This is a genomic window from Alterluteimonas muca (genome assembly GCF_021191595.1).
Lineage (GTDB): Bacteria > Pseudomonadota > Gammaproteobacteria > Xanthomonadales > Xanthomonadaceae > Luteimonas > Luteimonas muca.
The window spans coordinates 636315-662190 of sequence record NZ_JAIWPS010000001.1 but is presented as its reverse complement, the minus strand read 5'-3'; the positions used below and the strand labels follow the sequence as shown (position 1 = coordinate 662190).

Genomic DNA, 25876 nt, shown 5'->3' with positions numbered 1-25876 from the left:
CGCATGCGGGAGAAGGGTTAAGGCGACATGCCCGCTCTGGAACCCCTCTCCCGCTTGCGGGAGAGGGGCAGGGGTGAGGGCAACCGGGGCGCGCATCGGCGCGTTCATCACCCGCAGTCAAGCGAGTGCCACCCGCTACGGCACGCGCCTTGCATGGTGAAGGCGGACTCCCGCCAGCCGCATGTCGATGAGCCATTCGATCGATTCCGTCCTCTCGCAGATCCGCAGCTACCAGGGCCAGGTGCGCCAGACCGTGGGCGCCGATGTGCCGCGGTCGGATGCGATCCCGTCGCCCGGCGGGCTGCAGGGTGGCATCGGCGGCGGCGGCGGTGCCACCGCGACCACGCCGAGCTTCGGCGCCACCCTGCGCAGCGCGCTGGAAGGCGTCAACGGCGCGCAGCAGCGCAGCGGTGAACTCGTGCGGGCGTTCGAACTGGGTGAGCCCGGCGCGGACCTCGCCAAGGTGATGGTCGCCGCGCAGCAGTCGCAGGTCGCCTTCCGCGCCACCGTGGAAGTGCGCAACCGGCTGGTGCAGGCGTACCAGGACGTCATGAACATGCCGCTGTAACGCGGCCCGAACAGCTCCAGGGGACCACCGGACACCATGGCGATCACGTTGTCGAGAGAAGCGCTCCGCGCGGACAAGGCCGGCGAAAAAGCGGTTGAGGTGTTCGACCGCCTCGAGAAAATGCAGCTGGCGCGGCGGCTGGGCAAGATGCTGCTGCTGGCCGGCGCCGTGGCGCTGGGGCTGATCGTGTTCTTCTGGTCGCAGAAGCCCGGCTACGTGCCGCTGTATGCCGGGCTCGACGCCAAGGCCACCGCCGAAGCCACCGACCTGCTGCGTACCGCGCAGATCCCGTTCCGCATCGACCAGTCCACCGGCGCGATCTCGGTGCCCGAGCAGAACGTGCACGACGCGCGGCTGAAGCTCGCCGGTTCCGGGCTCACCGAATCCGGCCGTCTCGGCTTCGAGATGATGGAGCGCGACCCCGGTTTCGGCGTCAGCCAGTTCGTGGAGACCGCGCGCTACCAGCACGCGCTGGAAACCGAACTGGTGCGCACCATCAGCGCGCTGCGCCCGGTGCGCGACGCCCGCGTGCACCTGGCCATTCCCAAGCCCAGCGCGTTCACCCGCCAGCGTGAAGCCGCGAGTGCCTCGGTGGTGCTGGAACTGCGCGGTGGCGCCGCGCTCGAGCGCGGCCAGGTGGATGCGATCGTGCATCTGGTCGCGTCCAGCATTCCCGACCTCGCGCCCGAGCGCGTCACCGTGGTCGACCAGAACGGCCGCATGCTCAGCAACGACCGCCAGGACGCCGCCGCGGCACTGAGCACGCTGCAGTTCGAGCAGGTGCGCCGCCAGGAAACCTCGTTCAACCAGCGCATCCGCGAGCTGCTCGAGCCGATGACCGGCGCCGGCCGCGTCAATGCCGAGGTCACCGTGGACATGGACTTCTCGGCGATCGAGGAAGCCCGCGAGCAGTTCAACGCCGAGCCGCCGAAGCTGCGCAGCGAACAGGTCAGCGAGAACAGTGCGGCCACCGCCGGCGCGCAGGGCATCCCCGGCGCCACCAGCAACCTGCCCGAGACCGTCGAGGACCCGGCCGCGGTGGACGCCGCGGTGGCGGCCGCGACCGGCGGCAACCCCACCGAGTCCTCGCGCAGCGCCACCCGCAACTACGAGCTCGACCGCACGCTGAGCCACACCCGGCAGCCGCCCGGCCGCATCCGCCGCGTCACCACCGCGGTGCTGGTCGACCACGTGCCCCGCCCGGGTGCGGAAGGCGCGAGCACGCTGCAGCCGCTGACCGCGGCCGAACTGCAGCGCGTGGAAGCGCTGGTGCGCCAGGCGGTCGGCTTCGACGAGACCCGCGGTGACGTGGTCTCGGTGATGAATGCACCGTTCGTGCGCGAACAGGCCGAGGAGTTCGGTGGTACGCCGTGGTGGCAGATGCCGCAGCTGCGCGATGGCCTGCGCCTGCTGCTCGGCGCGATCGTGGTGCTGGCGCTGCTGTTCGGCGTGGTGCGCCCCGCCATCCGCCAGATCACCGACCCGGCACCGCGGCGCAAGCCGGAGCCGCAGACCGCCGAGGTGCGGCTGGTCGAGGACGAACTGCTGCCGCTGGCCGACGACACCGCGCAGATCGGCAGCGCCGGCGAGCGCGCACCGATCGCGCTGCCATCCAATGCCTACGAGGACCGCCTGCGCCATGCGCGCGAGGCCGTCCGTACCGATTCCAAGCGCGTGGCACAGGTCGTGAAGGGGTGGTTGGGCGATGAAGCAGCCGTTTAACAGCGAGTCCCTCACCGGCGTGCAGCGCGCAGCGGTGCTGCTGCTGTCGCTGGGCGAGGAGGACGCGGCCGAGGTGCTCAAGCACATGGACGCCAAGGAAGTGCAGAAGCTCGGCCTGGCGATGGCGACGGTGGGCGCGGTCAGCCGCGAACAGGTCGGCAAGGTGATGGACGACTTCCAGGGCGCACTCGACCGCCAGACCTCGCTGGGCGTGGGCGCCGACGACTACATCCGCGCGGTGCTGGTGCAGGCGCTGGGTGCCGACAAGGCCGGCAGCCTGATCGACCGCATCCTGCTCGGCCGCAACACCACCGGTCTCGACACCCTGAAGTGGATGGACCCGCGCGCGATCGCCGACCTGGTGCGCAACGAGCACCCGCAGATCATCGCCATCGTGCTGTCGCACCTCGATCCCGACCAGGCCGCCGACACCCTGAAGCTGATGCCCGAGCGCACCCGCGCCGACGTGCTGCTGCGCATCGCCACGCTCGACGGCATTCCGCCGAATGCGCTCAACGAGCTCAACGAGATCATGGAGCGGCAGTTCGCGGGCAACCAGAACCTCAAGTCCTCGGCGGTGGGCGGGGTGAAGGTGGCCGCCAACATCCTCAACTACATGGACACCGGCCAGGACCAGAATCTGCTGGTGGCGATCCGCAAGGTCGACGCCCAGCTGGGCCAGCGCATCCAGGACCTCATGTTCGTGTTCGACGACCTGATCGACCTCGAGGACCGCGAGCTGCAGACCGTGCTGCGCGAGGTGTCCGGCGAGCGCCTGGGCGTGGCCCTGCGCGGCGCCGACCCCAAGGTGCGCGAGAAGATCACCCGCAACATGTCGCAGCGTGCCGCCGAGATCCTGCTCGAGGACATGGAAGCGCGCGGGCCCGTGCGGCTGTCGGATGTCGAGACCGCGCAGAAGGAGATCCTCGCGGTGGTGCGCAGGCTTGCCGATGAGGGCGCGGTCAGCCTCGGCGGTGGTGCCACCGAGGAGATGGTATGAGCGCGGTGGTGCGCTGGCTGGCGCCGTCGATGGATGCGGAAGCCACGACCGCGGCCCTACAGGTCGAGGAGCCGGTCGAGCTTCCGCGCCCGCCGTCGCTGGAGGAGATCCAGCGCATCCGCGACGACGCCCATCGCGAAGGCCACGACGAAGGCTACGCCGCCGGCCATGCCGAAGGGTTCGCCCAGGGCCAGGCGGAGATCCGCCGGCTGACCGCACAGATCGAGGGCATTCTCGACAACTTCTCGCGTCCCCTCGCCCGCCTCGAGAACGAGGTGGTGGCGGCGCTTGGCGACCTCGCCGTGCGCGTGGCCGGTGGCCTGGTCGGGCGCGTGTACGAGGCCGATCCCGGCCTGCTTGCCGACCTTGTCGCCGAGGCCGTGGATGCGGTGGGTGGCGCGGCGCGCGAGGTGGAGGTGCGCCTGCATCCCGACGACATCGCCGCGCTGACCCCGCTGCTGTCGCTGGCGCCGGCCACGCGGCTGGTGGCCGACCATGCGCTGGCGCGAGGCGACCTGCGCGTGCACGCCGAAAGCGTGCGCATCGACGGCAGCCTCGACGCACGCCTGCGCGGCGCGCTCGATACGGTGCTGCGTCGCGCCGGGGCGCGCGCATGAGCAGCACGACGCTTCCGCATGACGATCCACGCCTGGGCGATGCCGCGCGGCCAGCCGATCCCGCCGGCTGGCTGGACGCGCGCAACCTGCGCCTGGCGGCACGGCTGGCCGCCACCGGCCCCGACCCCGCCGCCGGCCGTGGCCTGATCCGCGAGGGCATCCTGCGCCGGGCGATCGGCCTGACCGTCGAGGCGGTGGGCTGTGCGGCGCCGATGGGTGCCACCTGCCGGGTCGAAGTCGACGGCGGCTGGGTGGAAGCGGAAGTGGTCGGCTTTGCGGGCGACCGCACCTCGCTGATGCCCAGCGCCGAACTGCATGGCCTGCTGCCCAACGCGCGCGTGGTGCCGCTGCATCGGCGCGGCGGCGTCGAGGTCGGCGAAGGCCTGTTGGGGCGCGTCATCGACAGCGACGGCATTCCGCTCGACGGCAAGGGCCCCATCCGCGCCGAGGGCAGCGTCGGCATGGCCGGCGTCGCCATCAATCCGCTCGCGCGCGAGCCGATCACCCAGCCGCTGGATGTCGGCGTGCGCGCGATCAATGCGCTGCTGCCGATCGGCCGCGGCCAGCGCGTGGGTCTGTTCGCCGGCTCCGGCGTCGGCAAGTCCACCCTGCTCGGCATGATGACCCGCTACACCGCCGCCGACGTCATCGTGGTCGGGCTGATCGGTGAGCGCGGCCGCGAAGTGCGCGACTTCGTCGAGAGCACGCTGGGCGAGGAAGGCCTGCGCCGCGCGGTGGTCGTTGCGGCACCCGCCGACCGGCCGCCGTTGGCGCGCCTGCATGGTGCCTACCGCGCCACCGCGATCGCCGAGTGGTTCCGCGACCAGGGCCTCAACGTGCTGCTGCTGATGGATTCGCTGACCCGCTTCGCGCAGGCGCAGCGCGAGATCGGCCTGTCGGTCGGCGAGCCTCCGACCACCCGCGGCTACCCGCCGTCGGTGTTCGCCAAGTTGCCGGCGCTGGTCGAACGGGCCGGCAACGGCGCCAAGGGCCGCGGCTCCATCACCGCGTTCTACACCGTGCTCACCGAAGGCGACGATCCGCAGGATCCGATCGCCGATGCCGCGCGCGCGATTCTCGACGGCCACATCCTGCTGTCGCGACGGATTGCCGACGCCGGCCTGTATCCGGCGATCGACGTCGAATCGTCGGTCAGCCGCGTCGTCACCGAGATCGCCGACGAGACCTGGCGCGACCGCATCCGCGCGCTCAAGCGGTTGGTTTCCGCCTACAACGCCAACCGCGACCTCATCGCCATCGGCGCCTACCAGCGCGGTGGCGATCCGGCGGTCGACGAGGCGCTGGCGCGCTGGCCCGAGATCATGGCCTTCCTGGGCCAGGACGTGGCCCGCGCCGCCGACCTGAACCACAGCCGCGACGCGCTCGCGAGCCTGCTGCACACCGAGGAGTCCCCTGCATGAAGTCGTCCACACGCATCGATCCACTGCTCAACCGCGCACAGGACAACGAGGACGCCGTCGCCCGCGTGCTGGCCGATCGCCAGCGGGCGCTGCAACAGAACGAGTCGCGGCTCGACGAGCTGCGCCGCTATGCCGCCGAGTACGGCCAGAGCCAGCTCGCCGCCACCAGCCCCGCGCAGCTGGCCAACCGCCGCGCGTTCCTGGAGCGGCTGGAAAGCGCGGTCGAACAGCAGAGTCGCGCGGTCGACAACCACCGCCAGACGGTGGAGGTCGAGCGCAGCCGCCTGCTGCTGGCCAGCCGCGACAAGCAGGTGCTCGAACAGCTTGCGGCGAGCTACCGCGCGCAGGAGCGCGTGGTCGACGAGCGCCGCTCGCAGCGCGAACTCGACGACCTCGGTGCACGCCGGGTGCGCCTGGCTGCGCTGGCCGCGGAAGGCGCCGGCCCGTGACTCCGCTGGGGCTGTCGGCGCCGCTGCCGCCCGCGGCAAAGGCGCCGGCATCGGCATCCGGGTCGTCGCCAGCGAAGGGTGGCGGGGAATTCGCGCGTACGCTGCACGCCGCTTCGGCACCGGCCGACGGTGAAGCGCCGGAGGCCGCGGCTGCGAAGATGCCGGCGGAGCGGGAGCCCGGCGCCGACGAGCAGCCGGGTATTCCCGCGGATCCGTCGCTGGTCCCCACCCCGGAGCCCGTGACCACCCTGCCCTGGCCGCCGGAAGGCCTCGCCGGCCTGCCCGGCATCGTCATGCCTGCCGATGCGGATGCGGATACGGATGCGGAACCGCAGTCGGTGCCTTCCACCACTCTGCGCGGCGGACTTCAGACCCTCGCCGGCGCGATGGCCGCGCCCGCGGCCAGCAGCACCGCGCTATCGCCCGCGGCGCAGCCGCTGGCGGCGGCCGCTGCGCAGGAACCGGGGCTTGCGGCCAGCCTCGACGATGGCGCGGCCGCGATGCCGCTGCCGGTCGAACTCCAGACCGCTGGCGATGCCGCACCGGCTCCGCCTGCGTTCGCGCTTCCAGCGGTGGCCGGCGGCGCGCCGCTCGCACTGCGCGAGCCGCCGCCCGTGCTGGCCACGCCCCTGCCGCCCGCGGACGTCCATGCCGAGGACTTCGGCGACCGCTTCGGTGCGCAGCTGCAGTGGATGGCCGGACAGAAGATCGGCCACGCCCGCATCCAGGTCACGCCGCACGGCCTCGGGCCGGTGGAAGTGCGCCTGCAACTGGATGGCGACCGCATCAGCGCCGAATTCTTCAGCGCCCATGTCGATACCCGCCAGGCGCTCGAACAGGGCCTGCCACGGCTGCGTGACCTGCTCGGCGAGCACGGCTTCCACCTCGCACATGCCGATGTCGGCGCACAGTCCGGTGGCGACGATCGCGGCGGTGACCCGCGTGCAGCGGCGCCCGCCGACGGCGCGGGCAACGAGCCCGGCACCGGCGCGGCCGTGACATCGGCGGTCAGCTACGGCGGATCGCGGCTGCTCGACGCCTACGCCTGAGGCATGGCGCCTGCCGTGCGCAGGCAGGCATGGCGGGGTCGCGCCGCGCTCAGCCGCACGCCGCTCAGCGGTCGAGCATCCGCGGCACCACGTCCTGCAGCGCGGCCATCAGCAGGTCGCGGTCGAGCCCCGGTTCGCGGGTCTCGCGCAGCTTCAGTCCCTCGATCAGGCACTGCAGCATCAATGCGCGCCTGCGCGCATCTTCACCGTCCAGCGCCATCCCGCCGGCCTCGCGGGCGCGGGTCAGCCAGTCCTGCAGCGCATTGCGCACCGTGGTGTCGTAGTCGTCGAGGGCGGCCGCGATCTGCGGGTCGCGGGTGGCTTCGGCCGAGATCTCCAGCAGCAGCGAGGCACTCATGCGGCGGCCTTCGCACCGGTGCGGGCGTCCGTACTCCTCCGCGAGCACCGTCGGGAAGTCCGGGTGCGTGTTGCGGGCGATGTCCTCGCGCAGCAGTTCCAGCTGTTCCTCCACGATCGCGCGGATGATCGCGCTCTTGCTCTCGAAATACCGGTAGATCAGCCCCGCGCTCATCTGCGCGGTCTCGGCGATGAGCGCCATGCCCGCGCCGTGGAACCCGTGCTCGATGAAGCAGTGCTGCGCGGCATCGAGGATGCGCGTGCGCTGCGCCTCGGCACGCGCCTCCGCCTTTTCCGATCTGGGTCTTGCGCTCATCCAGGTGCTCCGTGATACGGCATGCGGTGGACAACATCATCCCCGGGCCATGACGGCTGGCGCGAATACGCCAGCCGTCAACCATCAGGGCGCGGTGGCGCCGGGCTCCGGCGATCCTGCCACGGCCGGTGCCGGCACTGCCGGCCTGCGTCGGCCGCCGAACACCTTCTGCACCACCACGAAGAACAGCGGGATCAGGAACAGCCCGAACAGGGTGCCGACGATCATGCCGCCGAGCACGCTCGTGCCGATCGCGTTCTGGGCGCCGGAACCGGCACCCGACGACAGCGCCAGCGGGGTGACGCCGAGACCGAACGCCAGCGAGGTCATGACGATCGGCCGCAGGCGGTCGCGCACCGCCTGCATGGTCGCCTCGATCACCTCCATGCCGGCTTCCAGGTTCTGCTTGGCGAACTCAACGATCAGGATCGCGTTCTTGCTGACCAGCCCCACCGTGGTGAGCATCGCCACCTGGAAGTAGACGTCGCGGTCCAGGCCGAACACCGTCGCCGCCAGCGCCGCACCGAGGATGCCGATCGGCGCCGCCAGCAGCACCGAGGTCGGCACCTTCCAGCTCTCGTACAGCGCGGCCAGGCACAGGAACACGATCAGCAGCGACATGGTGTAGAGCAGCGGCGTCTGCGAACCGGCCTCGCGTTCCTGGTAGGACAGCGCGGTCCACTCGATCGCGAAGCCCGGCGGCAGCTGCGCGGCGAGGCGTTCGATCTCGGCCATCGCGTCACCCGAGGACACGCCGGGCGCGGCCTCGCCCTGGATCTCCATCGCCGGTATGCCGTTGTAGCGCTCCAGGCGCGGCGAACCGTAGTCCCAGTCCCAGCTGCCGAACGCGGAGAACGGCACCATCTCGCCGGCACTGTTCTTCACCGACCACTGGTTGAAGTCCTCCGGGGTCATGCGGAACTGCGCATCGGACTGCACATAGACCCGCTTGACCCGGCCACGGTCGATGAAGTCGTCGATGTACTGGCCGCCCCACGCGGTGGCGAGCGTTGCGTTGATGGCGTCCTGGGTCAGGCCCAGCGCGCCGGCGCGGGCGACGTCGACATCGATGCGCAGCTGCGGCGTGTCCTCCTGGCCGTTGGGGCGCACGTTGGCCAGCAGCCCGCTCTGCCCCGCCATGCCCAGCAGCTGGTTGCGTGCATCCAGCAGCGCCTCGTGGCCCTGCGCGCCGTTGTCCTGCAGGAAGAACGAGTAGCCGGCGGCGACGCCCAGTTCCGGCATCGCCGGCGGCGCGAACACGAAGATGAAGGCGTCCTTGATCCGGCTCAGCGCGCCCATGCCGCGGCCGGCCACGGCCGATGCGCTGAGCGACGCGTCGCTGCGCTGGTCCCAGTCCTTGAGCTTGACGAAGGCCATGCCGGTGTTCTGGCCCATGCCCGCGAAGCTGAAGCCCTGCACCGCGAACACGGATTCCACCGCGTCCGTCTCGTTGTGCAGGAAGTGCTGCTCCAGCGCCTCGATCGAGCGCATGGTGCGCTCCTGGGTGGCGCCGACCGGGGTCTGCACCATCGCCATCAGCACGCCCTGGTCCTCGTCGGGCAGGAACGACGTCGGCAGGCGCATGAACAGCACACCCATCACCACCACCATCGCGGCGAACACCATCATCCAGCGCCTGGGGCGCGAGACGATCGCGCGCACGCCACGGCGGTATCTGCCGCTGGTGGCGTCGAAGCCGCGGTTGAACCAGGCGAAGAAGCGCGCCATGCGCCCGCCGCCGCTGTCGTGGTGCTCGCCCTTCTCCAGCGGCTTGAGCATGGTCGCGCACAGCGCCGGGGTCAGCACGATCGCCACCAGCACCGACAGCGCCATCGCCGACACGATCGTCACCGAGAACTGCCGGTAGATGACACCGGTCGAGCCCGACATGAAGGCCATCGGCACGAACACCGCCGACAGCACCACGCCGATGCCGACCAGCGCACCGGTGATCTGGTCCATCGACTTGCGGGTGGCCTCCAGTGGCGACAGGCCCTCCTCGGTCATGATGCGTTCGACGTTCTCCACGACCACGATGGCGTCGTCGACCAGCAGCCCGATCGCCAGCACCATCGCGAACATCGTCAGCATGTTGACCGAGAAGCCCAGCGCCGCGAGCACGCCGAAGGTGCCCAGCAGCACCACCGGCACCGCGATCGTCGGGATCAGGGTGGCGCGGAAGTTCTGCAGGAACAGGTACATCACCAGGAACACCAGCACGATGGCTTCGATCAGCGTGGTCACCACGCTCTTGATCGAGACCCGCACGAACGGCGTGGTGTCGAACGGCACCACCACCTTCATGCCCGCCGGGAAATACGGTTCCAGCTCGTCGAGCGCGCTACGGACCCCGGCCGCGGTGTCGAGCGCGTTGGCGCCGGTCGACATCGAGATCGCCACGCCGGTGGCCGGCTCGCCGTTGTAGCGCGAGGTGAACTCGTAGAGTTCGGTGCCCATTTCCACGCGGGCGATGTCGCCCAGCCGCAGCACCGAGCCGTCGGCATCGCTGCGCACGACGATGTCGCGGAACTGCTCCGGCGTCTGCAGGCGGTCCTGGGCGTTGATGGTGGCGTTGATCTGCTGGCCATCGATGGCCGGCGCGCCGCCCAGCGAACCGATCGCCACCTGCGCGTTCTGCGCGCGGATCGCGGTGGTGACTTCCGGGATCGACAGCCGGTAGGTGTGCAGCTTGTTGGGGTCGAGCCAGATGCGCATGGCGTACTTGCCGCCGAACACCTGGATGTTGCCCACGCCGGGCACGCGGCTGAGCGGGTCGACGACGTTGGCGGTCACGTAGTCGGCGATGTCGACCTCGTCCATCGAGCCGTCGTCGGAGACGAAGCCGATCACCTGCAGGAAGCCCGACATCGACTTGGCGACGTTGACGCCCTGGCGCTGCACGTCCTGCGGCAACAGTGGCATCGCCAGCTGCAGCTTGTTCTGCACCTGCACCTGGGCGATGTCCGGGTCGGTGCCGCTCTCGAAGGTCAGGGTGATCGTCGCCATGCCGTTGGACGACGACTGCGACGAGAAGTACATCAGCCCGTCGAGGCCCTTCATGTTCTGCTCGATGACCTGGGTCACCGAGTCCTCGAGCACCTGCGCCGAGGCGCCGGGGTAGGTGGCGCTGATCTCGATCGCGGGCGGCGCCACCGTGGGATACATCGACACCGGCAGGCTGGTGATCGACAGGATGCCGGCCAGCATGATGATGATCGCGATGACCCAGGCGAAAATCGGGCGATCGATGAAGAAACGTGCCATGGAAGTCTCCGCTTACGGCTGCTGGGCAGCAGCGTCGGCCGCCGGTGCGGCCGCGTCGGGGTCGGCGGGCTGCACGGCGGCATCGGCCTGCGTGGCCGCATCGGTGGCCGGGGTCGCGGCGGGCGACGTGCCCGCGGCGGAATCGCCGGCGGGCGGCGCTTCGGCGACCTGCACCGGCACGCCGGGCTGGATCTTCTGCAGGCCCTCGACGATCACCCGGTCACCGGCGACCAGGCCATCCTCGACCAGCCAGCGGTCGCCGACGGTGCGGCTGACCTGCACCGGGCGCTGTTCCACCATGCCTTCGGCATTGACCACCATCGCGCTGGCATTGCCGCGCGGGTCGCGGGTCACGCCCTGTTGCGGCACCAGGATCGCGTTCTGCCGCACGCCGCTGCCGAGGACCGCACGCACGTACATGCCGGGCATCAGCACGTGGTCGGGGTTGTCCACGGTCACCCGCAGGCCGTAGCTGCCGGTCGCCGGGTCCACGCCGACCTCGGAGAACGCCAGCGTGCCCGGATGCGGGAAGGGCGTGCCGTCTTCCAGCAGGATCGTCACCGGCAGGCCCTGCCCGCTCTCCAGCGTGCCGGCGGCGAATTCGCGCCGCAGCTGCAGCAGTTCGCTGGACGACTGGGTGAGATCCACATGGATCGGGTCGAGCTGCTGCACGGTGGCCAGCGCCGCCGGCTGGTTGGCGGTGACCAGCGCACCCACGGTCACCGACGACCTGCCGATGCGACCGTCGATCGGCGCGGTGATGCGGGCATGGCCGAGGGTGACGTTGGCGGCGTCCAGCACCGCGCGCGCGGCACCGACATCGGCCTCGGCCTGGCGCAGCGCCGCGGTCGCGTTCTCGTCGTCCTGCCGGCTCACGACCTGCACGGCGGCCAGCTCGCCGATGCGGTTGGCGCTCAGCCGCGCGGCGGTCAGCGTGGCCTGGGCACGCGACAGCTGCGCGCGCGCGCTGTTGGCGGCAGCGCGGTAGCTGGCGTCGTCGATCTGGTACAGCGGCTCGCCGGCCTTGACCAGGCTGCCCTCGGTGAACAGCTGGCGGCGCACGATCCCGTTGACCTGCGGCCGCACTTCGGCGACCAGGAAGGCACTGGTGCGCCCCGGCAGTTCGCGGGTCAGGGTGACGGTTTCCGGTTGCAGGGTGACCACATTCACTTCCGGCGGCGGCGGTGCCTCCGGTGCGCCGCCGGCGCCACAGGCCGCCAGCAAGAGACTCAGGATCAGGAGGCCGGCGAACCGACGCGACGATGTGGACATGGGGAAAGGCCTGCACGGAAAAAGGAAAACCGCCGGGGGGGGGCCGGCGGCAGGCGGGAAGAATGAACGATCATTCTCAATCCGTCAAAGCGCCGAAGAGCGCCTGCACGGGGTCCATTCAGTTTCAGCGCGTCCAGCCAGGTATTTCGGCCAGCGCCCCGCGCGGCCCGCGCCCGGCCCGCGCCCGGCGACGGCTTTCCGGCGGTGCAACGGCACGGCGATTGCATGTGACCGGTCGAATCCACACCGGTAACGCCACGTGGCTGTCGCTGCAGACCCTTCCCGCAAGAAGCCCTCGTCCTCTTCGCACCGCATCACCCTGGCCATCGTGGCCGTGGTCGCCCTGCTCGGCCTGGCCGGCGCCGGCTTCTGGTACTTCAACACCCGTGGCGACAGCGATGCGCCGAAGCCGCCGGCGCCGGCGCAGTACCTGCCGATGTCGCCGCCGTTCGTGGTGAACCTCGACGAGACCCCGATGGGCCCGCGCTACCTGCAGGTCGAGGTGCAGCTGGTCACGCGCGACCCGCTGGCCACCCAGGAACTCACCCGCCACGAGCCGGCACTGCGCGCGCGGCTGCTGATGCTGTTCGCCCAGCAGACCTACGACGGCGTCGCCACCCGCGAGGGCAAGGAAGCGCTGCGCGCGCAGGCGCTGGAGGAAGTGCAGGCGCTGATGACCGAGGAAACCGGCGCGCCACAGGCCGAATCGCTGCTGTTCACCAGCTTCGTCACCCAGTAAGGGGCCACCGGCCATGAGCACCCACGACCTGCTGTCCCAGGACGAGATCGACGCGCTGCTGCACGGCGTCGACTCGGGCGTGGTCGACACCGAGCCGGCGCCCGACCCGGGCGTTGCGCGCACCTACGACTTCGCCAGCCAGGACCGCATCATCCGCGGCCGCATGCCGACCATGGAGATGGTCAACGAGCGCTTCGTGCGCCTGTGGCGGATCGGCCTGTTCAACCTGATCCGCCGCTCCGCCGACATCTCCGTGCGCGGCATCGACCTGATCAAGTTCGGCGACTACCTGCACCAGCTCTACGTGCCGACCAACCTCAACCTGATCAAGTTCAAGCCGCTGCGCGGCACCGGGCTGATCGTGTTCGAGCCGAAGCTGGTGTTCTCGGTGGTCGACAACTTCTTCGGCGGCGATGGCCGCTACCCCACCCGCATCGAGGGCCGCGAGTTCACCGCGACCGAGATGCGGGTCATCCAGCTGATGCTCAAGCAGACCTTCGCCGACCTTGCCGAGGCCTGGGCGCCGGTGCTGGACGTGGAGTGCGAATACCTCAACTCCGAGATCAACCCGCACTTCGCCAACATCGTCACCCCGCGCGAGTACGTGGTGGTCAGCCGCTTCCACGTGGACCTCGAAGGCGGCGGCGGCGAGATCCACGTCACCCTGCCCTATTCGATGCTCGAGCCGATCCGCGAGCTGCTGGATGCCGGCATCCAGTCCGACCGCGTCGACCGCGACGAGAGCTGGAACGTGTCGATGCGCGAGCAGCTGATGTCGGCCGAGGTCAACGTGTCGAGCGTGCTGGCGCGCCGCCGCATCGACCTGCGCCAGCTCACCCGGCTGAAGGTGGGCGACATCATCCCGATCGACCTCCCCGAGGAGGTGCCGATCTGCATCGAGGACATCCCGGTCTTCACCGGCCGCTTCGGCACCGCCAACGGCAACAACGTGGTGAAGATCACCCGGACCCATCCGCCCGGCACGCAGCCGCAGCGCCGCACCGACCCCCAGGACCTGCCCGCATGAACACCCAGGACACCGTCTTCCCCACCGCCGAGCCGGCCCGTTTCGACGACCTGCGCGCCGACAACCCCGACGATGCGAGCGATCTCAACCTCGACGTCATCCTCGACGTGCCGGTGGCGCTGTCGCTGGAAGTCGGGCGCACCCGCATGCCGATCCGCAACCTGCTGCAGCTCAACCGCGGCTCGGTGATCGAGCTCGAGCGCGGCGCCGGCGAGCCGCTCGACGTCTACGTCAACGGCACCCTCATCGCGCATGGCGAGGTGGTGGTGATCAACGACCGCTTCGGCGTGCGCCTGACCGACGTGGTCAGCCCGAGCGAACGGATCCGGAGACTGCGGTGATCGTTGCCGGCAGCCTCGGCATCGTGCAGGCGAGCGCGCAGGCGGCGACGATCGCCACCACCGCGGCGGCGGTCACGCCGGTCGCGGCTGCATCCGCCAATGACACGGCGATGGATGCCGGCACCGCCGCCCTGCCGGTGGCGTCGCCGCCGCAGCTGCATGCCGAAGTCGCCACCCCGGCAAAGCCCGTCGCGATCGGCGCGCATGCCCCGCAGGCCCCGGGCCTGGGCGGTGCGGTGATCGCGCTGCTGCTGGTGGTCGGGCTGATCCTCGGCCTGGCTTGGGTGCTCAAGCGCATGCCGGGCAGCAGCTTCCGCCAGGCCGAGGGCCTGCGCGTGGTCGCGAATATCCCGCTGGGTGCACGCGAGCGTGCGGCGGTGGTGCAGGTCGGCGGCGAGCAGCTGCTGATCGGCATCGGCGCCGGTGGCGTGCGCACGCTGCACCTGTTGCCCGAGCACCTGCCGGAGGCGACGCCCGCCCGGCTGCCGTCGCTGAAGCAGCTTCCCGATTTCAAGCAACTGCTCGCGCAACGCCTGCGCAAGGATTCCTGACATGACCTCCCGCTGGGTGCGCCGCGTCGCGGCGCTGGTGGCGATCGCCTGCCTGCTGCTGCCATCGCTGGCCTGGGCCACGCCGCAGTTGCCCTCGCTGCCGGGCGTGACCGTGGGCCAGATCGGCGATGCGCCGGTGAGCCTGCCGCTGCAGACCCTGCTGCTGATGACGGCGATCACCCTGATCCCGTCGATGCTGCTGGTGCTGACCGCGTTCACCCGGATCATCGTGGTGCTGGCGCTGCTGCGCCAGGCGATGGGCACCGGGCAGACGCCGTCCAACCAGGTGCTGGTGGGGCTGGCGCTGTTCCTGACCGCGCTGGTGATGACCCCGGTATGGGAAGCCGCATGGACCAATGGCTTCGGTCCGTGGCTCAACGGCGAGCTGGAATTCCGTGCCGCCTGGGACCTCGGCAGCGCGCCGCTGCGCGCCTTCATGCTGGCGCAGGTGCGCGAGACCGACCTGATGACGTTCGCCGGCCTCGCCGGCCACAGCGGCTATGCCGGGCCGGACGAGGTGCCGTTCCAGGTGCTGGTCGCCTCGTTCGTCACCAGCGAGCTCAAGACCGCGTTCGAGATCGGCTTCCTGGTGTTCATCCCCTTCATCATCATCGACCTGGTGGTGGCCAGCGTGCTGATGTCGATGGGCATGATGATGCTGTCGCCGATGCTGGTCTCGGCGCCGTTCAAGATCCTGCTGTTCGTGCTGGTCGACGGCTGGGTGCTCACGGTCGGCACGCTCGCCGCCAGCTTCAACGCGGTCTGAGCCGATGACGCCTGAACTCGCCCTCACCGAACTGCGCCTGGGCCTGCAGGTGGCGCTGTGGGTCGGTGGCCCGCTGCTTGTGACCGTGCTGATCGTCGGCGTGGTGGTCGGCGTGGTGCAGGCCGCCACCCAGATCAACGAGCCGACCATCGCCTTCGTGGCCAAGGCGGCGGCGCTGACCGCGGCGCTGTTCGCGCTCGGCGCGTTCCTCCTGAGCTACCTGGTCGACTACACGATCACCCTGTTCCACCGCATTCCCCACCTCATCGGCTAGGCGGGACGGAGGATGGACCCCGCCACCCAGATGGCGATCGATGGCCAGCAGGCCTTCGGCATGATCGGCACCCTGCTGTGGACCGCGCTGCGCGTGGGCGCGCTGCTGATGGCGATCCCGCTGATCGGCACCCGCGCGATCCCGGCGCGCATCCGGGTGATGGCCGCGCTGGTGATCAGCCTGGCGCTCGCCCCGCTGCTGCCGGCGCCGCCTGCGTTCACCGGCTTCGATGCCGCCACCGTGCTGTCGGTGGCCCGTGAGCTGGCGGTCGGCGCGGCGATGGGCTTCATGCTGCGGCTGGTGTTCGAGGCCGGCGCACTCGCCGGTGAGCTGATCTCGCAGGGCACCGGCCTGTCGTTCGCGCAGATGAGCGATCCCCTGCGCGGGGTGGACTCCGGTGTCATCTCGCAGTGGTTCTACCTCGCGTTCGGGTTGCTGTTCTTCGCCGCCAACGGCCATCTGGCACTGATCGCGCTGCTGGTGCACAGCTACGAGGCACTGCCGATCGGCACCGCCCTGCCCGATGTGCGCGCCACGCTGGAGATCGCCCCGCAGTTCTTCTCGCTGGTGCTGCGCGGGGCGGTCACGCTGGCGCTGCCGGTGATGGTGGCGATGCTGGCCATCAACCTGGCCTTCGGCGTGCTGTCGCGGGCGGCGCCGGCACTCAACCCGATCCAGCTCGGCCTGCCGGTCTCGGTGCTGGTCGGCCTGTTCCTGATCGCGATGCTGGCCGGGGAGATGGGCCCGCCGGTGCAGCGGCTGTACGACGCCGCGTTCGATGCGGCCGGACGGGTTCCGACCGGCGGGTAGGCAGGCCGTGGGAATCTCCGGCGGTCCACGCCCTGCCCTCGGGTGAGGGTCCGCTTCGCGGCACGCGCCTTGCACCACCCCGGGCAGGTACCAGCGGCCGTGAGTGATGGCGGAAAACGAAGACGGTCAGGAAAAAACCGAACAGCCCAGTGAAAAACGGCTGCGCGAGGCACGGGAGAAAGGCAATGTCCCGCGCTCGCGCGAGCTGTCGACGGTGGCGGTGTTCGGTGCGGGCGTGGTCGCGCTGCTGGCGATGGGCGGCGGATTCGCCGCGCGCGCCCTCGACTGGATGCGCACGGCGCTGACCCCCGACCTGGCCCTGCTGGAATCGCCACATCTGCTGTTCGGCCATGCCGCGAAGCTGATGCTGGGCTTCCTGTGGATCCTGGCGCCGCTGCTGCTGGTCACTCTGGCCGCGTGCTTCATCGCCCCGGCGGCGATGGGCGGCTTCAACTTCGCCACCAAGGGCCTGGTGCCCGACCTCAAGAAGCTCGACCCGCTGGCCGGGCTCAAGCGCATCTATGGACCCGAAGGCTTCGCCGAGCTGCTGAAGTCGCTGCTGCGCGTGGCCCTGGTTGGCGGCGCGGCCACGCTGTTCCTGTGGCCCGGGCTCAACCGGCTGCGCTCGATGCTCAACCAGCCGCTGGAGGATGCCGCGCGTGGCGGTCTGCACTTCGCGCTGTGGATGCTGCTGGCCACCGCCGCCGCGCTGCTGTTGCTGGCGCTGATGGATGCGCCGTACCAGAAGTGGAACTGGCGGCGGAAGCTGATGATGACGCGGCAGGAACTGCGCGAGGAAATGAAGGAATCCGAAGGCCGGCCCGAGGTCAAGGGCCGCATCCGCCAGCTGCAGCAGGAGATGTCGCAGCGCCGGATGATGGAGGACGTGCCCACCGCCGACGTGATCGTGGTCAACCCCACCCACTACGCGGTGGCGCTGAAATACGACGGCGGCAACATGCGCGCACCGAAGGTGGTCGCCAAGGGCGTCGACGAACTGGCGCTGCGTATCCGCGAAGTCGCCACCCAGCACCGGGTCGCGCTGGTCGAAGCACCGCCTCTGGCACGGGTCTTGTATCGGGAAGGGGAGATCGGCCAGGAAATCCCGGTGAAACTCTACGCAGCCGTTGCCCAGGTGCTCTCCTACGTCTACCAGTTGCGCAACTGGCGGGCGGGCACGCCGCAGCCGCAGCTGGCCGATATCGAGGTCGACGAGGCTGACGGCGCACGCGGGGCACCGCGATGAGCGCCGCGCTGATGCAGCCGGGGCCGAAGCGCTTCTTCGACATGCTGCGCAACGGCCTGGGCGCACCGCTGGTGGTGCTGGCGCTGCTGGCGATGGTGGTGGTGCCGCTGCCGCCGACCATCCTCGACATCCTTTTCAGCTTCAACATCGCGATCTCGCTGGTGGTGCTGCTGGCGGTGATCTACGTGCAGCGGCCGCTGGACTTCAGCATCTTCCCGATCGTGCTGCTGATCACCACGATGCTGCGCCTCGCGCTCAACGTGGCCTCCACCCGCGTCATCCTGCTGCACGGCCAGAACGGCCCCGGTGCGGCCGGCAAGGTGATCGAATCGTTCGGCGAGTTCGTGATCGGCGGCAACTTCGCCGTCGGCATCGTCGCCTTCGCGATCCTCACCATCATCAACTTCGTGGTCGTCACCAAGGGCGCCGGCCGCGTCTCCGAAGTGACCGCGCGCTTCATCCTCGACGCCATGCCCGGCAAGCAGATGGCGATCGACGCCGACCTCAATGCCGGCCTGCTGACGCGCGAGGAAGCCAAGGCCCGTCGCGAGGAGGTCCGCCAGGAGGCGGACTTCTACGGCGCGATGGACGGTGCCAGCAAGTTCATCCGCGGCGATGCGATCGCCGGCCTGCTGATCCTGTTCGTGACGGTGATCGGCGGGCTTGCCATCGGCGTGCTCCAGCACGGGATGGGCGCCGGCGATGCCGCGGCGACCTACACCCTGCTGTCGATCGGTGACGGCCTGGTCTCGCAGATCCCCGCCCTGCTGGTGTCGTCGGCGGTCGCCCTGCTGGTGACCCGCGCCTCGCGCTCGCAGGACATGGGCGGTGCGGTCACCGGCCAGGTGTTCGGCCAGTACAAGGCGCTGACCATCGCGGCGTCGATCCTGCTGGTCGTGGGCCTGGTGCCCGGCATGCCGAACCTGGCCTTCCTGAGCCTGGCGGCCGTGGTGGGCTACGCGGCCTGGCACATGCGCAAGCGCAGCATCGAGGCCGAGCAGGCCGCGGCCAATCCCGATCCCGCCCTGCCCTCGCCCGAACAGGCCGCCACCGCCGAGCTCGGCTGGGACGACCTGCGCCCGGTCGATCCGCTCGGGCTGGAAGTGGGCTACCGGCTGATCCCGCTGGTCGACAAGGCCCAGGGCGGCGAGCTGATGGCGCGGATCAAGGCGGTGCGCCGCAAGCTCACCCAGGACATCGGCTTCCTGATCCCGCCGGTGCATATCCGCGACAACCTCGAGCTCGCGCCCACCGCCTACCGCCTGCTGGTGCATGGCGTGCCGGTGGCCACCGCCGACATCCATCCCGACCGCCTGCTCGCACTCGACCCCGGCGGCACCCTGCATCCGATCGAGGGCATCCCCGGCAAGGACCCGGCGTTCGGGCTCGACGCCCTGTGGATCCTGCCGCTGCAGCGCGCCCAGGCGGAGGCCGCCGGCTACACGGTGGTCGATCCCGCCACCGTGGTCGCCACCCACCTCTCGCACCTGGTGCGAGAGCAGGCGCCGGAACTGCTGGGCCACGAGGAAGTGCAGCAGCTGCTGGCAACGCTTGCGCGCAGCACGCCCAAGCTCGCCGAGGACCTGACGCCGAAGTCGCTGCCGCTGGCGGTGGTGGTGCGGGTGCTGCAGAACCTGCTGATCGAACGCATCCCGGTGCGCCAGCTGCGGCGCATCGCCGAGTCGCTGGTCGAGCACGCGGCCCATACCCAGGACCCGACCCAGCTGACCGCGGCGGTGCGCACCGCGCTGGGCCGCTTCATCGTCCAGGAAATCGCCGGGCCCGCCATCGAACTGCCGGTGTACACGCTGGCGCCGACGCTGGAACGGGTGTTGCAGGATTCCGCGCAGGGCGCCGGGGCCGCACTGGAACCGGGCCTGGCCGAACGTCTGCAGCAGAGCCTCGCCGACTGCGCGGGCCAGCAGGAGGCCAGGAACGAACCGGCGGTGGTGCTGGTGCCCAGCCAGGTGCGCGCTGCGCTGGCGCGCCTGGTCCGCCACAGCGTGCCCGGACTGTCGGTGCTGGCCTACACGGAAGTCCCGGAGGACCGGCGCCTGAAGCTGGTGGGCACGATCAATTGAGCAACGCATCACCCCCTTCGCAACACGGGCAACAACCATGAACATCCGCCGCTTCGTCGCCGCCGACATGCGCACCGCACTGCAGATGGTGCGCGATGCCCATGGACCCGATGCCGTGATCCTCTCCAACCGCCGCACCGACGAGGGCGTGGAGATCGTGGCGGCCAGCAACTACGACGAAGCCTGCCTGCAGCGTGCCCTCGAGGCGCAGCCGCGCGCCGCGGCCGAAGCCCCGGCCCCGGTGGTGGCCGCCCCGGAACGCCCACTGGCCCCGGCCGAGCGCTGGCTGCGCGACCTCGCCCCGCCCGCCGCGCCGGCAGGGGCTGCCGCACCGATCGCGCCCACACCTGTGGCCCAACCTGCGCCTGCTTCCATCCCGGTTGCACCGCGCGCGATCGAGGTACCGGCGGAGCCGACCGCGGTGGCCAATGCACTCGACGTCGCCGACGAATTCGACGGCCCCGCCTTCGCCGAACTGCTGGCGCGCACCCGTCCGCCGGTTGCGCCGATGATCGAGCCGCTGCCGGAACCGCCCGCCCCGCCCGCGCCGGTGCTGGCCGCGGTGCCCACGCCACCCGCGCCTGCAAGCGACGGCGAACTGGCGCGCATGCGCGACGAACTGGCGCAGATGCGCACGATGATCGAACGCGAGATGGCGCGGCTCACCGACGAGCGCCTGCGCGGCTCGCCGGTGCGCGCGCAGGCGATGGAACTGCTGGAGGACTACGGTTTCGATGCCGGCATCACCCGCGACGTGGTGCTGCAGATTCCCGCCGACACCCCGGCCCACCGCGCGCGCGGGCTGATGCTCGGCCTGATCTCGCGCAGGCTGCCGATCTGCCCGGTCGATCCGCTGCACGAGGCCGGGGTGATCGCCCTGGTCGGCCCGACCGGTGCCGGCAAGACCACCACGATTGCAAAGCTGGCCGCACTCTATGCGTCGCAGTACCAGCCGCGCGACGTCGCCCTGGTGACCACCGACACCGCGCGCGTCGGTGGCCGCGAGCAGCTGCACAGCTACGGCCGCCAGCTCGGCATCGCCGTGCACGAGGCCGACAGCGAGGCCGGCCTGCTGCAGCTGCTGCAGAAGCTGCAGGACTACCGGCTGGTGCTGGTGGACACCGCCGGCCTGAGCCAGCGCGACCGTGCCCTCGCCGGCCAGCTGAACTGGCTGCGCGCCGCGCGCCAGGTGCGCACCCTGCTGGTACTGCCGGCCAACACCCACTTCGCCGACCTCGATGAAGTCGTCCGCCGCTTCGAGCACGCGCGCCCGCAGGGCGTGGTGCTGACCAAGCTCGACGAGACCAGCCGACTCGGCAGCGCGCTGTCGGTGGTGGTCGACCACCAGCTGCCGCTGACCTGGACCACCGACGGCCAGCGCATCCCTGAAGACCTGAGCCGGGCCAATGCGGCCCACCTGGTACTTCGCCTTGAAGATCTCCGCCGCGATGCCGATAAGCCCATGGCATCCGAGCATTCCGCCCCGGAGCACACCCATGCTGTCGCCTGAGACCCTGCCGCCGATGTCCGTCGCCGTTCCGCCCGTGCCCGCCCCCGTGCGCACCCTCGCCGTCACCGGTGGCAAGGGCGGCGTGGGCAAGACCAATGTGTCGGCGAACCTGGCGATCGCGCTGTCGGAGCTCGGCAAGCGCACCCTGCTGCTGGATGCCGACCTCGGCCTGGCGAACGTCGACGTGCTGCTGGGGCTGTCGCCGCGCTACACGCTGGCCGACCTGGTGGCCGGGCGCTGCAGCCTCGACGAGGTGATCCTCGACGGCCCGTCGGGCGTGATGATCGTCCCCGCCGCCTCCGGCCGCCGGCACATGGCGGAACTGCGCCCCGCCGAACATGCCGGGCTGGTCAACGTCTTCAACGACCTGCAGCGCGATCTCGACATGCTGGTGGTGGACACCGCCGCCGGCATCACCGATTCGGTGCTGACCTTCTGCCAGGCCGCGCAGGACACCCTGGTGGTGGTCTGCGACGAGCCGGCGTCGATCACCGATGCGTATGCGCTGATCAAGGTGCTGGCACGCGAGCGCGGCGTCGGCCAGGTGCAGGTGGTGGCCAACATGGTGCGCAGCCCGCAGGAAGGCCGCGGCCTGTACGAGAAGCTGTCGCGCGTGTGCGAGCGCTTCATCGGCGACGTGTCGCTGAACTACCTCGGCGCGGTTCCGCAGTGCGAATGGCTGCGGATGTCGGTGCAGCGCCAGCAGGCGGTGGTGCGCGCCTACCCGTCGAGCCCGTCGGCGCGTGCGCTGGCCGAGATCGCCCGCCGCACCGCCCGCTGGCAGGCGCCGACCGCGCCACGCGGGCATGTCGAGTTCTTCGTCGAGCGGATGCTGCGCCAGGGGGTGCCGGCATGAGCATGGCCGCCCGCCACTACCAGGACATCCAGCGCAGCAGCGCGCCGGATCCGATCGTCCAGCATGCCGAACTGGTGCGCCGCATCGCCCACCACCTGGCGGCGCGACTGCCGGCCAGCGTGGAGATCGACGATCTCGTGCAGGCCGGCATGATCGGCCTGCTCGAAGCCTCGCGCAGCTACGACGCCGACCAGGGCGCCTCGTTCGAGACCTATGCCTCGATCCGCATCCGCGGTTCGATGATCGACGAGATCCGCCGTGGCGACTGGGTGCCGCGTTCGGTGCACCGCCGCGCGCGCGAAGCCGCCGCCGCGATCCGTTCGATCGAGCAGGCCACCGGCCGCGCCGCCGCGGCGCAGGAAGTCGCCGACAAGCTCGGGCTGCCGCTGGCCGACTACATGCGCCTGCTGGAAGACGCCGCGCGCGGCCAGGTGCTGAGCCTGGACTCGCACGTCGAGGACCACGGCGAGGTCGAGCCCGCGCGTCGTGGCGGGCCCACCCCCCAGGAAGCAATGGTGCGCGGCGAATTCGGCCGCGAACTCGCCGCCGCGATCGGCCTGTTGCCCGAACGCGAGCAGCTGGTGCTGTCGCTGTACTACCAGCAGGAACTCAACCTCAAGGAGATCGGCGCGGTGCTCGGCGTCAGCGAATCACGCGTGTGCCAGATCCATGGCCAGGCGGTGGTGCGGCTGCGCGGGCGGCTGACCGCGTTCGAACTCGCCGATACCGGCATCGGCGACGACGACTGATGCCATCGTTTTACTGGAGCCCCTTTTGAACAAGAACATGCGCGTGCTGATCGTCGATGACTTCTCGACGATGCGGCGGATCATCAAGAACCTGCTGACCGACCTCGGCTTCAACAACACCGTGGAAGCCGAGGACGGCCACAGCGCGCTGGCCGTGCTGCGGCAGGATGCGGTGGAGCTGGTGATCACCGACTGGAACATGCCCGGCATGACCGGCATCGAGCTGCTGCGCGAGATCCGCGCCGATGCCAAGTTCCGCACCCTGCCGGTGCTGATGGTGACCGCCGAGGCCAAGCGCGAACAGATCATCGAGGCCGCGCAGAACGGCGTGAACGGCTACATCATCAAGCCGTTCACCGCGCAGACCCTGGAAGAGAAGCTCAACAAGGTGTTCGAACGCCTCGGGGGCGGCGCTTGAACGCGGCGGTGGCGGACGACGTCCCGGTCGCGCGCCTGCTGCAGGATGCACTCGACGCGCTGGAGCGCGGCGACGAGGACGCCTGGCGCCGCCACGTCGATGCGATCGCCGCATCGCGCGCGCATACGCTGGTCAGCGGCCTCGGCCGGCTGGCGCGCGAGCTCGAACAGGCGCTCGATGCCCTGCCCCCGGCACCGTCGGGCGGCAACCTCGACGACGCCTGCGCCCGCCTCGACCACGTGGTGGCGATGACCGAGGAGGCCACCCATCGCACCCTCGACCTGATCGACGACAGCCGTGCGCTGGTCGCCCGCCTCAAGGACGGCCCGCTCGACGACAGCCAGGCCGGTACCGTCGAGGCGCTGCGCGACAACCTGCGCGAGATGGCGCTGGCACAGAGCCACCAGGACCTCGGCGGGCAGATCATCCGCCGCGTCGCATCGATCGTGCGTGGCGTGCACGAGGGTTTCGGCGAACTCGGCCTGCCGCCGAAGGACGAGCCGGCGTGCCCGAACCGTGGCCACGGCCCGGCGGTCGGGGGGCTGGATCGCGGCACCGTGGGCCAGAGCGACGCCGACGACCTGCTGTCGAACCTCGGGCTCTGACACCGTGAACGCCTCGCCGGAAATCGCCGCCGACTTCGTGATCGAGGCACGCGAGCTGCTCGACGACCTCGGCGGGCAGCTGGTGGCGCTGGAGCAGACGCCCGGCGACCGCGAACAGTTGAACGCGGTCTTCCGCGCGTTCCACACGCTCAAGGGCGGCGCCGGCTTTCTCGGCGTGACCCCGCTGGTGGAGCTCTGCCACGCGGCCGAGGAAACCCTGGGCGCTGCACGCAGCGGCCAGGCGACGCTGGAGGCGCGGCATTTCGATGCCGCGCAGCAGTCATTGGACTGGCTGCAGGCGATGGTGGACGCGATCGACTCCGGCAGCGAGGTGCCGCGCGCGCCCGCCGCGGTCGTCAACGGCTTCTCGCTTGCGCCGCCGGCCACGACCGCCACGCCCGCCGCCGCCGCCGCCAATGGCGACATGATCGGCGACGACGAATTCGAGGCACTGCTCGACCAGCTGCACGGCAACGCGGCGCCGGGCCCGGTCGGTGCAGCCGGAAACGGCGGGGCGATCAGCGACGACGAATTCGAGGCGCTGCTCGACCAGTTGCACGGGTCGGCCCCGCCCGGAGCTGCCGCAGCCCAGGTGACTCCGCCGGCCGCCCCGCGCACGCCGACGCCCGCACCTGCGCCGCCTGCCGCCGCCGCGCCGAAGCCGGCAGCCCCGCAGGCCGCCAATGGAGCGGCCACTGCCGAGCGCGAACACACCGTACGCGTGGACACCCGCCGTCTGGACGCCATCGTCGATCTCGTCGGCGAGCTGGTACTGGCGCGCAACCGCCTCAAGACCCTGCGCGCGCGGCTGCGCGACGAGGAGCTCGACCGTGCCGTGAGCACGCTCGACAACGCCACCGCGCGCCTGCAGGGCGCGGTGATGCACACCCGCATGCAGCCGGTGGGCAAGGTGTTCGCGCGCTTCCCCAAGCTCGCGCGTGACGTCGCACGCGCACTCGACAAGGAAGTGGACCTCGAGCTCGTCGGCGCCGAGACCGAACTCGACCGCAACCTGGTCGAGGCGCTGGCCGATCCGCTGGTGCACCTGGTGCGCAACGCCATCGACCACGGCATCGAAGCACCGGCCCTGCGCGAGGCCACCGGCAAGCCGCGCGCCGGCAAGGTGAGGCTGATCGCCCAGCAGCAGGGCGACTATGTCGGCATCGAGGTGCAGGACGACGGTGCCGGCATCGACCCCGAGCGCCTGCGCACCAAGGCGCGCGAGAAGGGTCTGATCGATGCCGAGACCGCGGCGCGGCTGAGCGTGGAGGAATGCCTGCACCTGGTGTTCATGCCCGGCTTCTCGACGCGCAGCGAGGTCAGCGACATTTCCGGCCGTGGCGTCGGCATGGACGTGGTGCAGTCGCGCATCCGCGAGCTCAGCGGGCAGATCCAGGTGCACTCCGAACTCGGGCGCGGCAGCCGGTTCTCGCTGCGCGTGCCGCTGACGCTGGCGATCCTGCCGACGCTGCTGGTGCAGGCGGCCGGCGATGCCTATGCCTTGCCGTTGGCGCGGGTGCAGGAAGTGCTGCATGCACCCACCCATGCGGTGAACTGGTTCGACGGCCGCGCCGCGCTCGACCGCCGCTCGCACACGCTGCCGCTGCTGGACCTGCGGCACTGGCTGCGGCAACCGGCACCGGAGACGCCGCTGCTCACCATCGTGGTCCTGCAGCGCGGCGACGCCCGCTTCGGCCTGGTGGTCGACGAGGTGCGCGGCCGCGAGGAGGTGGTGATCAAGCCGCTGCCACGCGCCCTGCGTGGCCTGCCCGGCTACGCCGGCGCCACCCTGATCGGCGACGGCCGCCTGGCGCTGATCCTCGACGTGGACGCGTTGCGCACGGTCTGATCGGCACCGCGCAACTCAA

General features: G+C 70.6%; 25 protein-coding genes. 22 read left to right on the top strand and 3 right to left on the bottom strand.

Features of this window, described 5'->3' with window-relative positions; translation table 11 throughout:
• Window positions 1-187: 187 nt before the first annotated feature.
• From fliE to LDO11_RS02950, 7 genes are read left to right on the top strand one after another with little or no spacing between them, the layout of a single operon-like run.
• Window positions 188-568 (top strand): flagellar hook-basal body complex protein FliE, encoded by a 381-nt coding sequence (fliE, locus tag LDO11_RS02980; RefSeq protein WP_232140268.1) that lies wholly within the window; start codon window positions 188-190, stop codon window positions 566-568.
• A gap of 36 nt (window positions 569-604) precedes the next feature.
• The gene (gene fliF, locus LDO11_RS02975; protein ID WP_232140267.1) at window positions 605-2290 is read left to right on the top strand and encodes a flagellar basal-body MS-ring/collar protein FliF; all 1686 of its coding nucleotides are present in this window, start codon (window positions 605-607) and stop codon (window positions 2288-2290) included.
• The gene (gene fliG, locus LDO11_RS02970; RefSeq protein WP_232140266.1) at window positions 2274-3290 is read left to right on the top strand and encodes a flagellar motor switch protein FliG; all 1017 of its coding nucleotides are present in this window, start codon (window positions 2274-2276) and stop codon (window positions 3288-3290) included. The genes fliF and fliG overlap by 17 nt, the downstream gene beginning before the upstream one ends.
• On the top strand, window positions 3287-3907 hold the full coding sequence (locus LDO11_RS02965; RefSeq protein WP_232140265.1) for a FliH/SctL family protein: 621 nt from the start codon (window positions 3287-3289) through the stop codon (window positions 3905-3907). Before fliG ends, LDO11_RS02965 begins: the two co-directional genes overlap by 4 nt.
• Window positions 3904-5328, top strand: a complete 1425-nt coding sequence (locus tag LDO11_RS02960; protein WP_232140264.1) for a FliI/YscN family ATPase — start codon at window positions 3904-3906, stop codon at window positions 5326-5328. The genes LDO11_RS02965 and LDO11_RS02960 overlap by 4 nt, the downstream gene beginning before the upstream one ends.
• Window positions 5325-5777, top strand: coding sequence for a flagellar export protein FliJ (fliJ, locus tag LDO11_RS02955; RefSeq protein WP_129135831.1), 453 nt, complete (start codon window positions 5325-5327; stop codon window positions 5775-5777). The genes LDO11_RS02960 and fliJ overlap by 4 nt, the downstream gene beginning before the upstream one ends.
• The gene (locus LDO11_RS02950) at window positions 5774-6826 is read left to right on the top strand and encodes a flagellar hook-length control protein FliK (protein ID WP_232140263.1); all 1053 of its coding nucleotides are present in this window, start codon (window positions 5774-5776) and stop codon (window positions 6824-6826) included. The genes fliJ and LDO11_RS02950 overlap by 4 nt, the downstream gene beginning before the upstream one ends.
• A gap of 64 nt (window positions 6827-6890) precedes the next feature.
• On the opposite strand, the gene LDO11_RS02945 is transcribed toward LDO11_RS02950, so the two are convergent.
• The 3 genes from LDO11_RS02945 to LDO11_RS02935 all read right to left on the bottom strand — a co-directional run bounded on the left by LDO11_RS02945 (window position 6891) and on the right by LDO11_RS02935 (window position 12035).
• Window positions 6891-7499, bottom strand: coding sequence for a TetR/AcrR family transcriptional regulator (locus tag LDO11_RS02945; protein WP_232140262.1), 609 nt, complete (start codon window positions 7497-7499; stop codon window positions 6891-6893).
• Window positions 7500-7583: 84 nt separating this feature from the next.
• Window positions 7584-10763 carry an efflux RND transporter permease subunit gene (locus LDO11_RS02940; RefSeq protein WP_232140261.1) on the bottom strand — a complete coding sequence of 1060 codons (3180 nt, stop codon included), beginning with the start codon at window positions 10761-10763 and terminating at the stop codon, window positions 7584-7586.
• A gap of 12 nt (window positions 10764-10775) precedes the next feature.
• The gene (locus tag LDO11_RS02935) at window positions 10776-12035 is read right to left on the bottom strand and encodes an efflux RND transporter periplasmic adaptor subunit (RefSeq protein WP_232140260.1); all 1260 of its coding nucleotides are present in this window, start codon (window positions 12033-12035) and stop codon (window positions 10776-10778) included.
• Window positions 12036-12294: 259 nt separating this feature from the next.
• On the opposite strand from LDO11_RS02935, the gene LDO11_RS02930 reads away from it, so the two are divergent.
• The 15 genes from LDO11_RS02930 (at window position 12295) to LDO11_RS02860 (ending at window position 25857) form a co-directional block, all read left to right on the top strand.
• Window positions 12295-12774 (top strand): flagellar basal body-associated FliL family protein, encoded by a 480-nt coding sequence (locus LDO11_RS02930; RefSeq protein WP_232140259.1) that lies wholly within the window; start codon window positions 12295-12297, stop codon window positions 12772-12774.
• A gap of 13 nt (window positions 12775-12787) precedes the next feature.
• Window positions 12788-13801 (top strand): flagellar motor switch protein FliM, encoded by a 1014-nt coding sequence (fliM, locus tag LDO11_RS02925; RefSeq protein ID WP_129135826.1) that lies wholly within the window; start codon window positions 12788-12790, stop codon window positions 13799-13801.
• Window positions 13798-14142 carry a flagellar motor switch protein FliN gene (gene fliN / locus LDO11_RS02920; protein ID WP_100323036.1) on the top strand — a complete coding sequence of 115 codons (345 nt, stop codon included), beginning with the start codon at window positions 13798-13800 and terminating at the stop codon, window positions 14140-14142. The genes fliM and fliN overlap by 4 nt, the downstream gene beginning before the upstream one ends.
• A 110-nt stretch (window positions 14143-14252) precedes the next feature.
• Window positions 14253-14693 (top strand): flagellar biosynthetic protein FliO, encoded by a 441-nt coding sequence (fliO, locus tag LDO11_RS02915; protein ID WP_100323246.1) that lies wholly within the window; start codon window positions 14253-14255, stop codon window positions 14691-14693.
• A 1-nt stretch (window position 14694) separates the two neighbouring features.
• On the top strand, window positions 14695-15459 hold the full coding sequence (gene fliP, locus LDO11_RS02910) for a flagellar type III secretion system pore protein FliP (RefSeq protein ID WP_129135825.1): 765 nt from the start codon (window positions 14695-14697) through the stop codon (window positions 15457-15459).
• Window positions 15460-15463: 4 nt separating this feature from the next.
• Window positions 15464-15733, top strand: a complete 270-nt coding sequence (locus LDO11_RS02905; RefSeq protein ID WP_129135824.1) for a flagellar biosynthetic protein FliQ — start codon at window positions 15464-15466, stop codon at window positions 15731-15733.
• Between the two features lie 12 nt (window positions 15734-15745).
• The gene (gene fliR, locus LDO11_RS02900; RefSeq protein ID WP_232140258.1) at window positions 15746-16543 is read left to right on the top strand and encodes a flagellar biosynthetic protein FliR; all 798 of its coding nucleotides are present in this window, start codon (window positions 15746-15748) and stop codon (window positions 16541-16543) included.
• Window positions 16544-16649: 106 nt separating this feature from the next.
• Window positions 16650-17789, top strand: a complete 1140-nt coding sequence (gene flhB, locus LDO11_RS02895; protein WP_232140257.1) for a flagellar biosynthesis protein FlhB — start codon at window positions 16650-16652, stop codon at window positions 17787-17789.
• Window positions 17786-19870: a flagellar biosynthesis protein FlhA gene (gene flhA / locus LDO11_RS02890; protein ID WP_232140256.1), complete on the top strand. Its 2085-nt coding sequence runs from the start codon at window positions 17786-17788 to the stop codon at window positions 19868-19870. Before flhB ends, flhA begins: the two co-directional genes overlap by 4 nt.
• Window positions 19871-19907: 37 nt before the next feature.
• Entirely contained in the window at window positions 19908-21380 is a 1473-nt protein-coding gene (gene flhF / locus LDO11_RS02885; RefSeq protein WP_232140255.1) for a flagellar biosynthesis GTPase FlhF, read from the top strand.
• Window positions 21367-22236, top strand: a complete 870-nt coding sequence (locus tag LDO11_RS02880; RefSeq protein WP_129135819.1) for a P-loop NTPase — start codon at window positions 21367-21369, stop codon at window positions 22234-22236. The genes flhF and LDO11_RS02880 overlap by 14 nt, the downstream gene beginning before the upstream one ends.
• Complete coding sequence (locus LDO11_RS02875; protein WP_232140254.1) at window positions 22233-22985, top strand: RNA polymerase sigma factor FliA; 753 nt, start codon at window positions 22233-22235, stop codon at window positions 22983-22985. Before LDO11_RS02880 ends, LDO11_RS02875 begins: the two co-directional genes overlap by 4 nt.
• Window positions 22986-23010: 25 nt before the next feature.
• On the top strand, window positions 23011-23403 hold the full coding sequence (cheY, locus tag LDO11_RS02870) for a chemotaxis response regulator CheY (RefSeq protein WP_164972141.1): 393 nt from the start codon (window positions 23011-23013) through the stop codon (window positions 23401-23403).
• Window positions 23400-24008: a protein phosphatase CheZ gene (locus LDO11_RS02865; RefSeq protein ID WP_206733386.1), complete on the top strand. Its 609-nt coding sequence runs from the start codon at window positions 23400-23402 to the stop codon at window positions 24006-24008. The genes cheY and LDO11_RS02865 overlap by 4 nt, the downstream gene beginning before the upstream one ends.
• Before the next feature lie 4 nt (window positions 24009-24012).
• Window positions 24013-25857: a chemotaxis protein CheA gene (locus tag LDO11_RS02860; protein ID WP_129135817.1), complete on the top strand. Its 1845-nt coding sequence runs from the start codon at window positions 24013-24015 to the stop codon at window positions 25855-25857.
• Window positions 25858-25876: the final 19 nt, after the last annotated feature.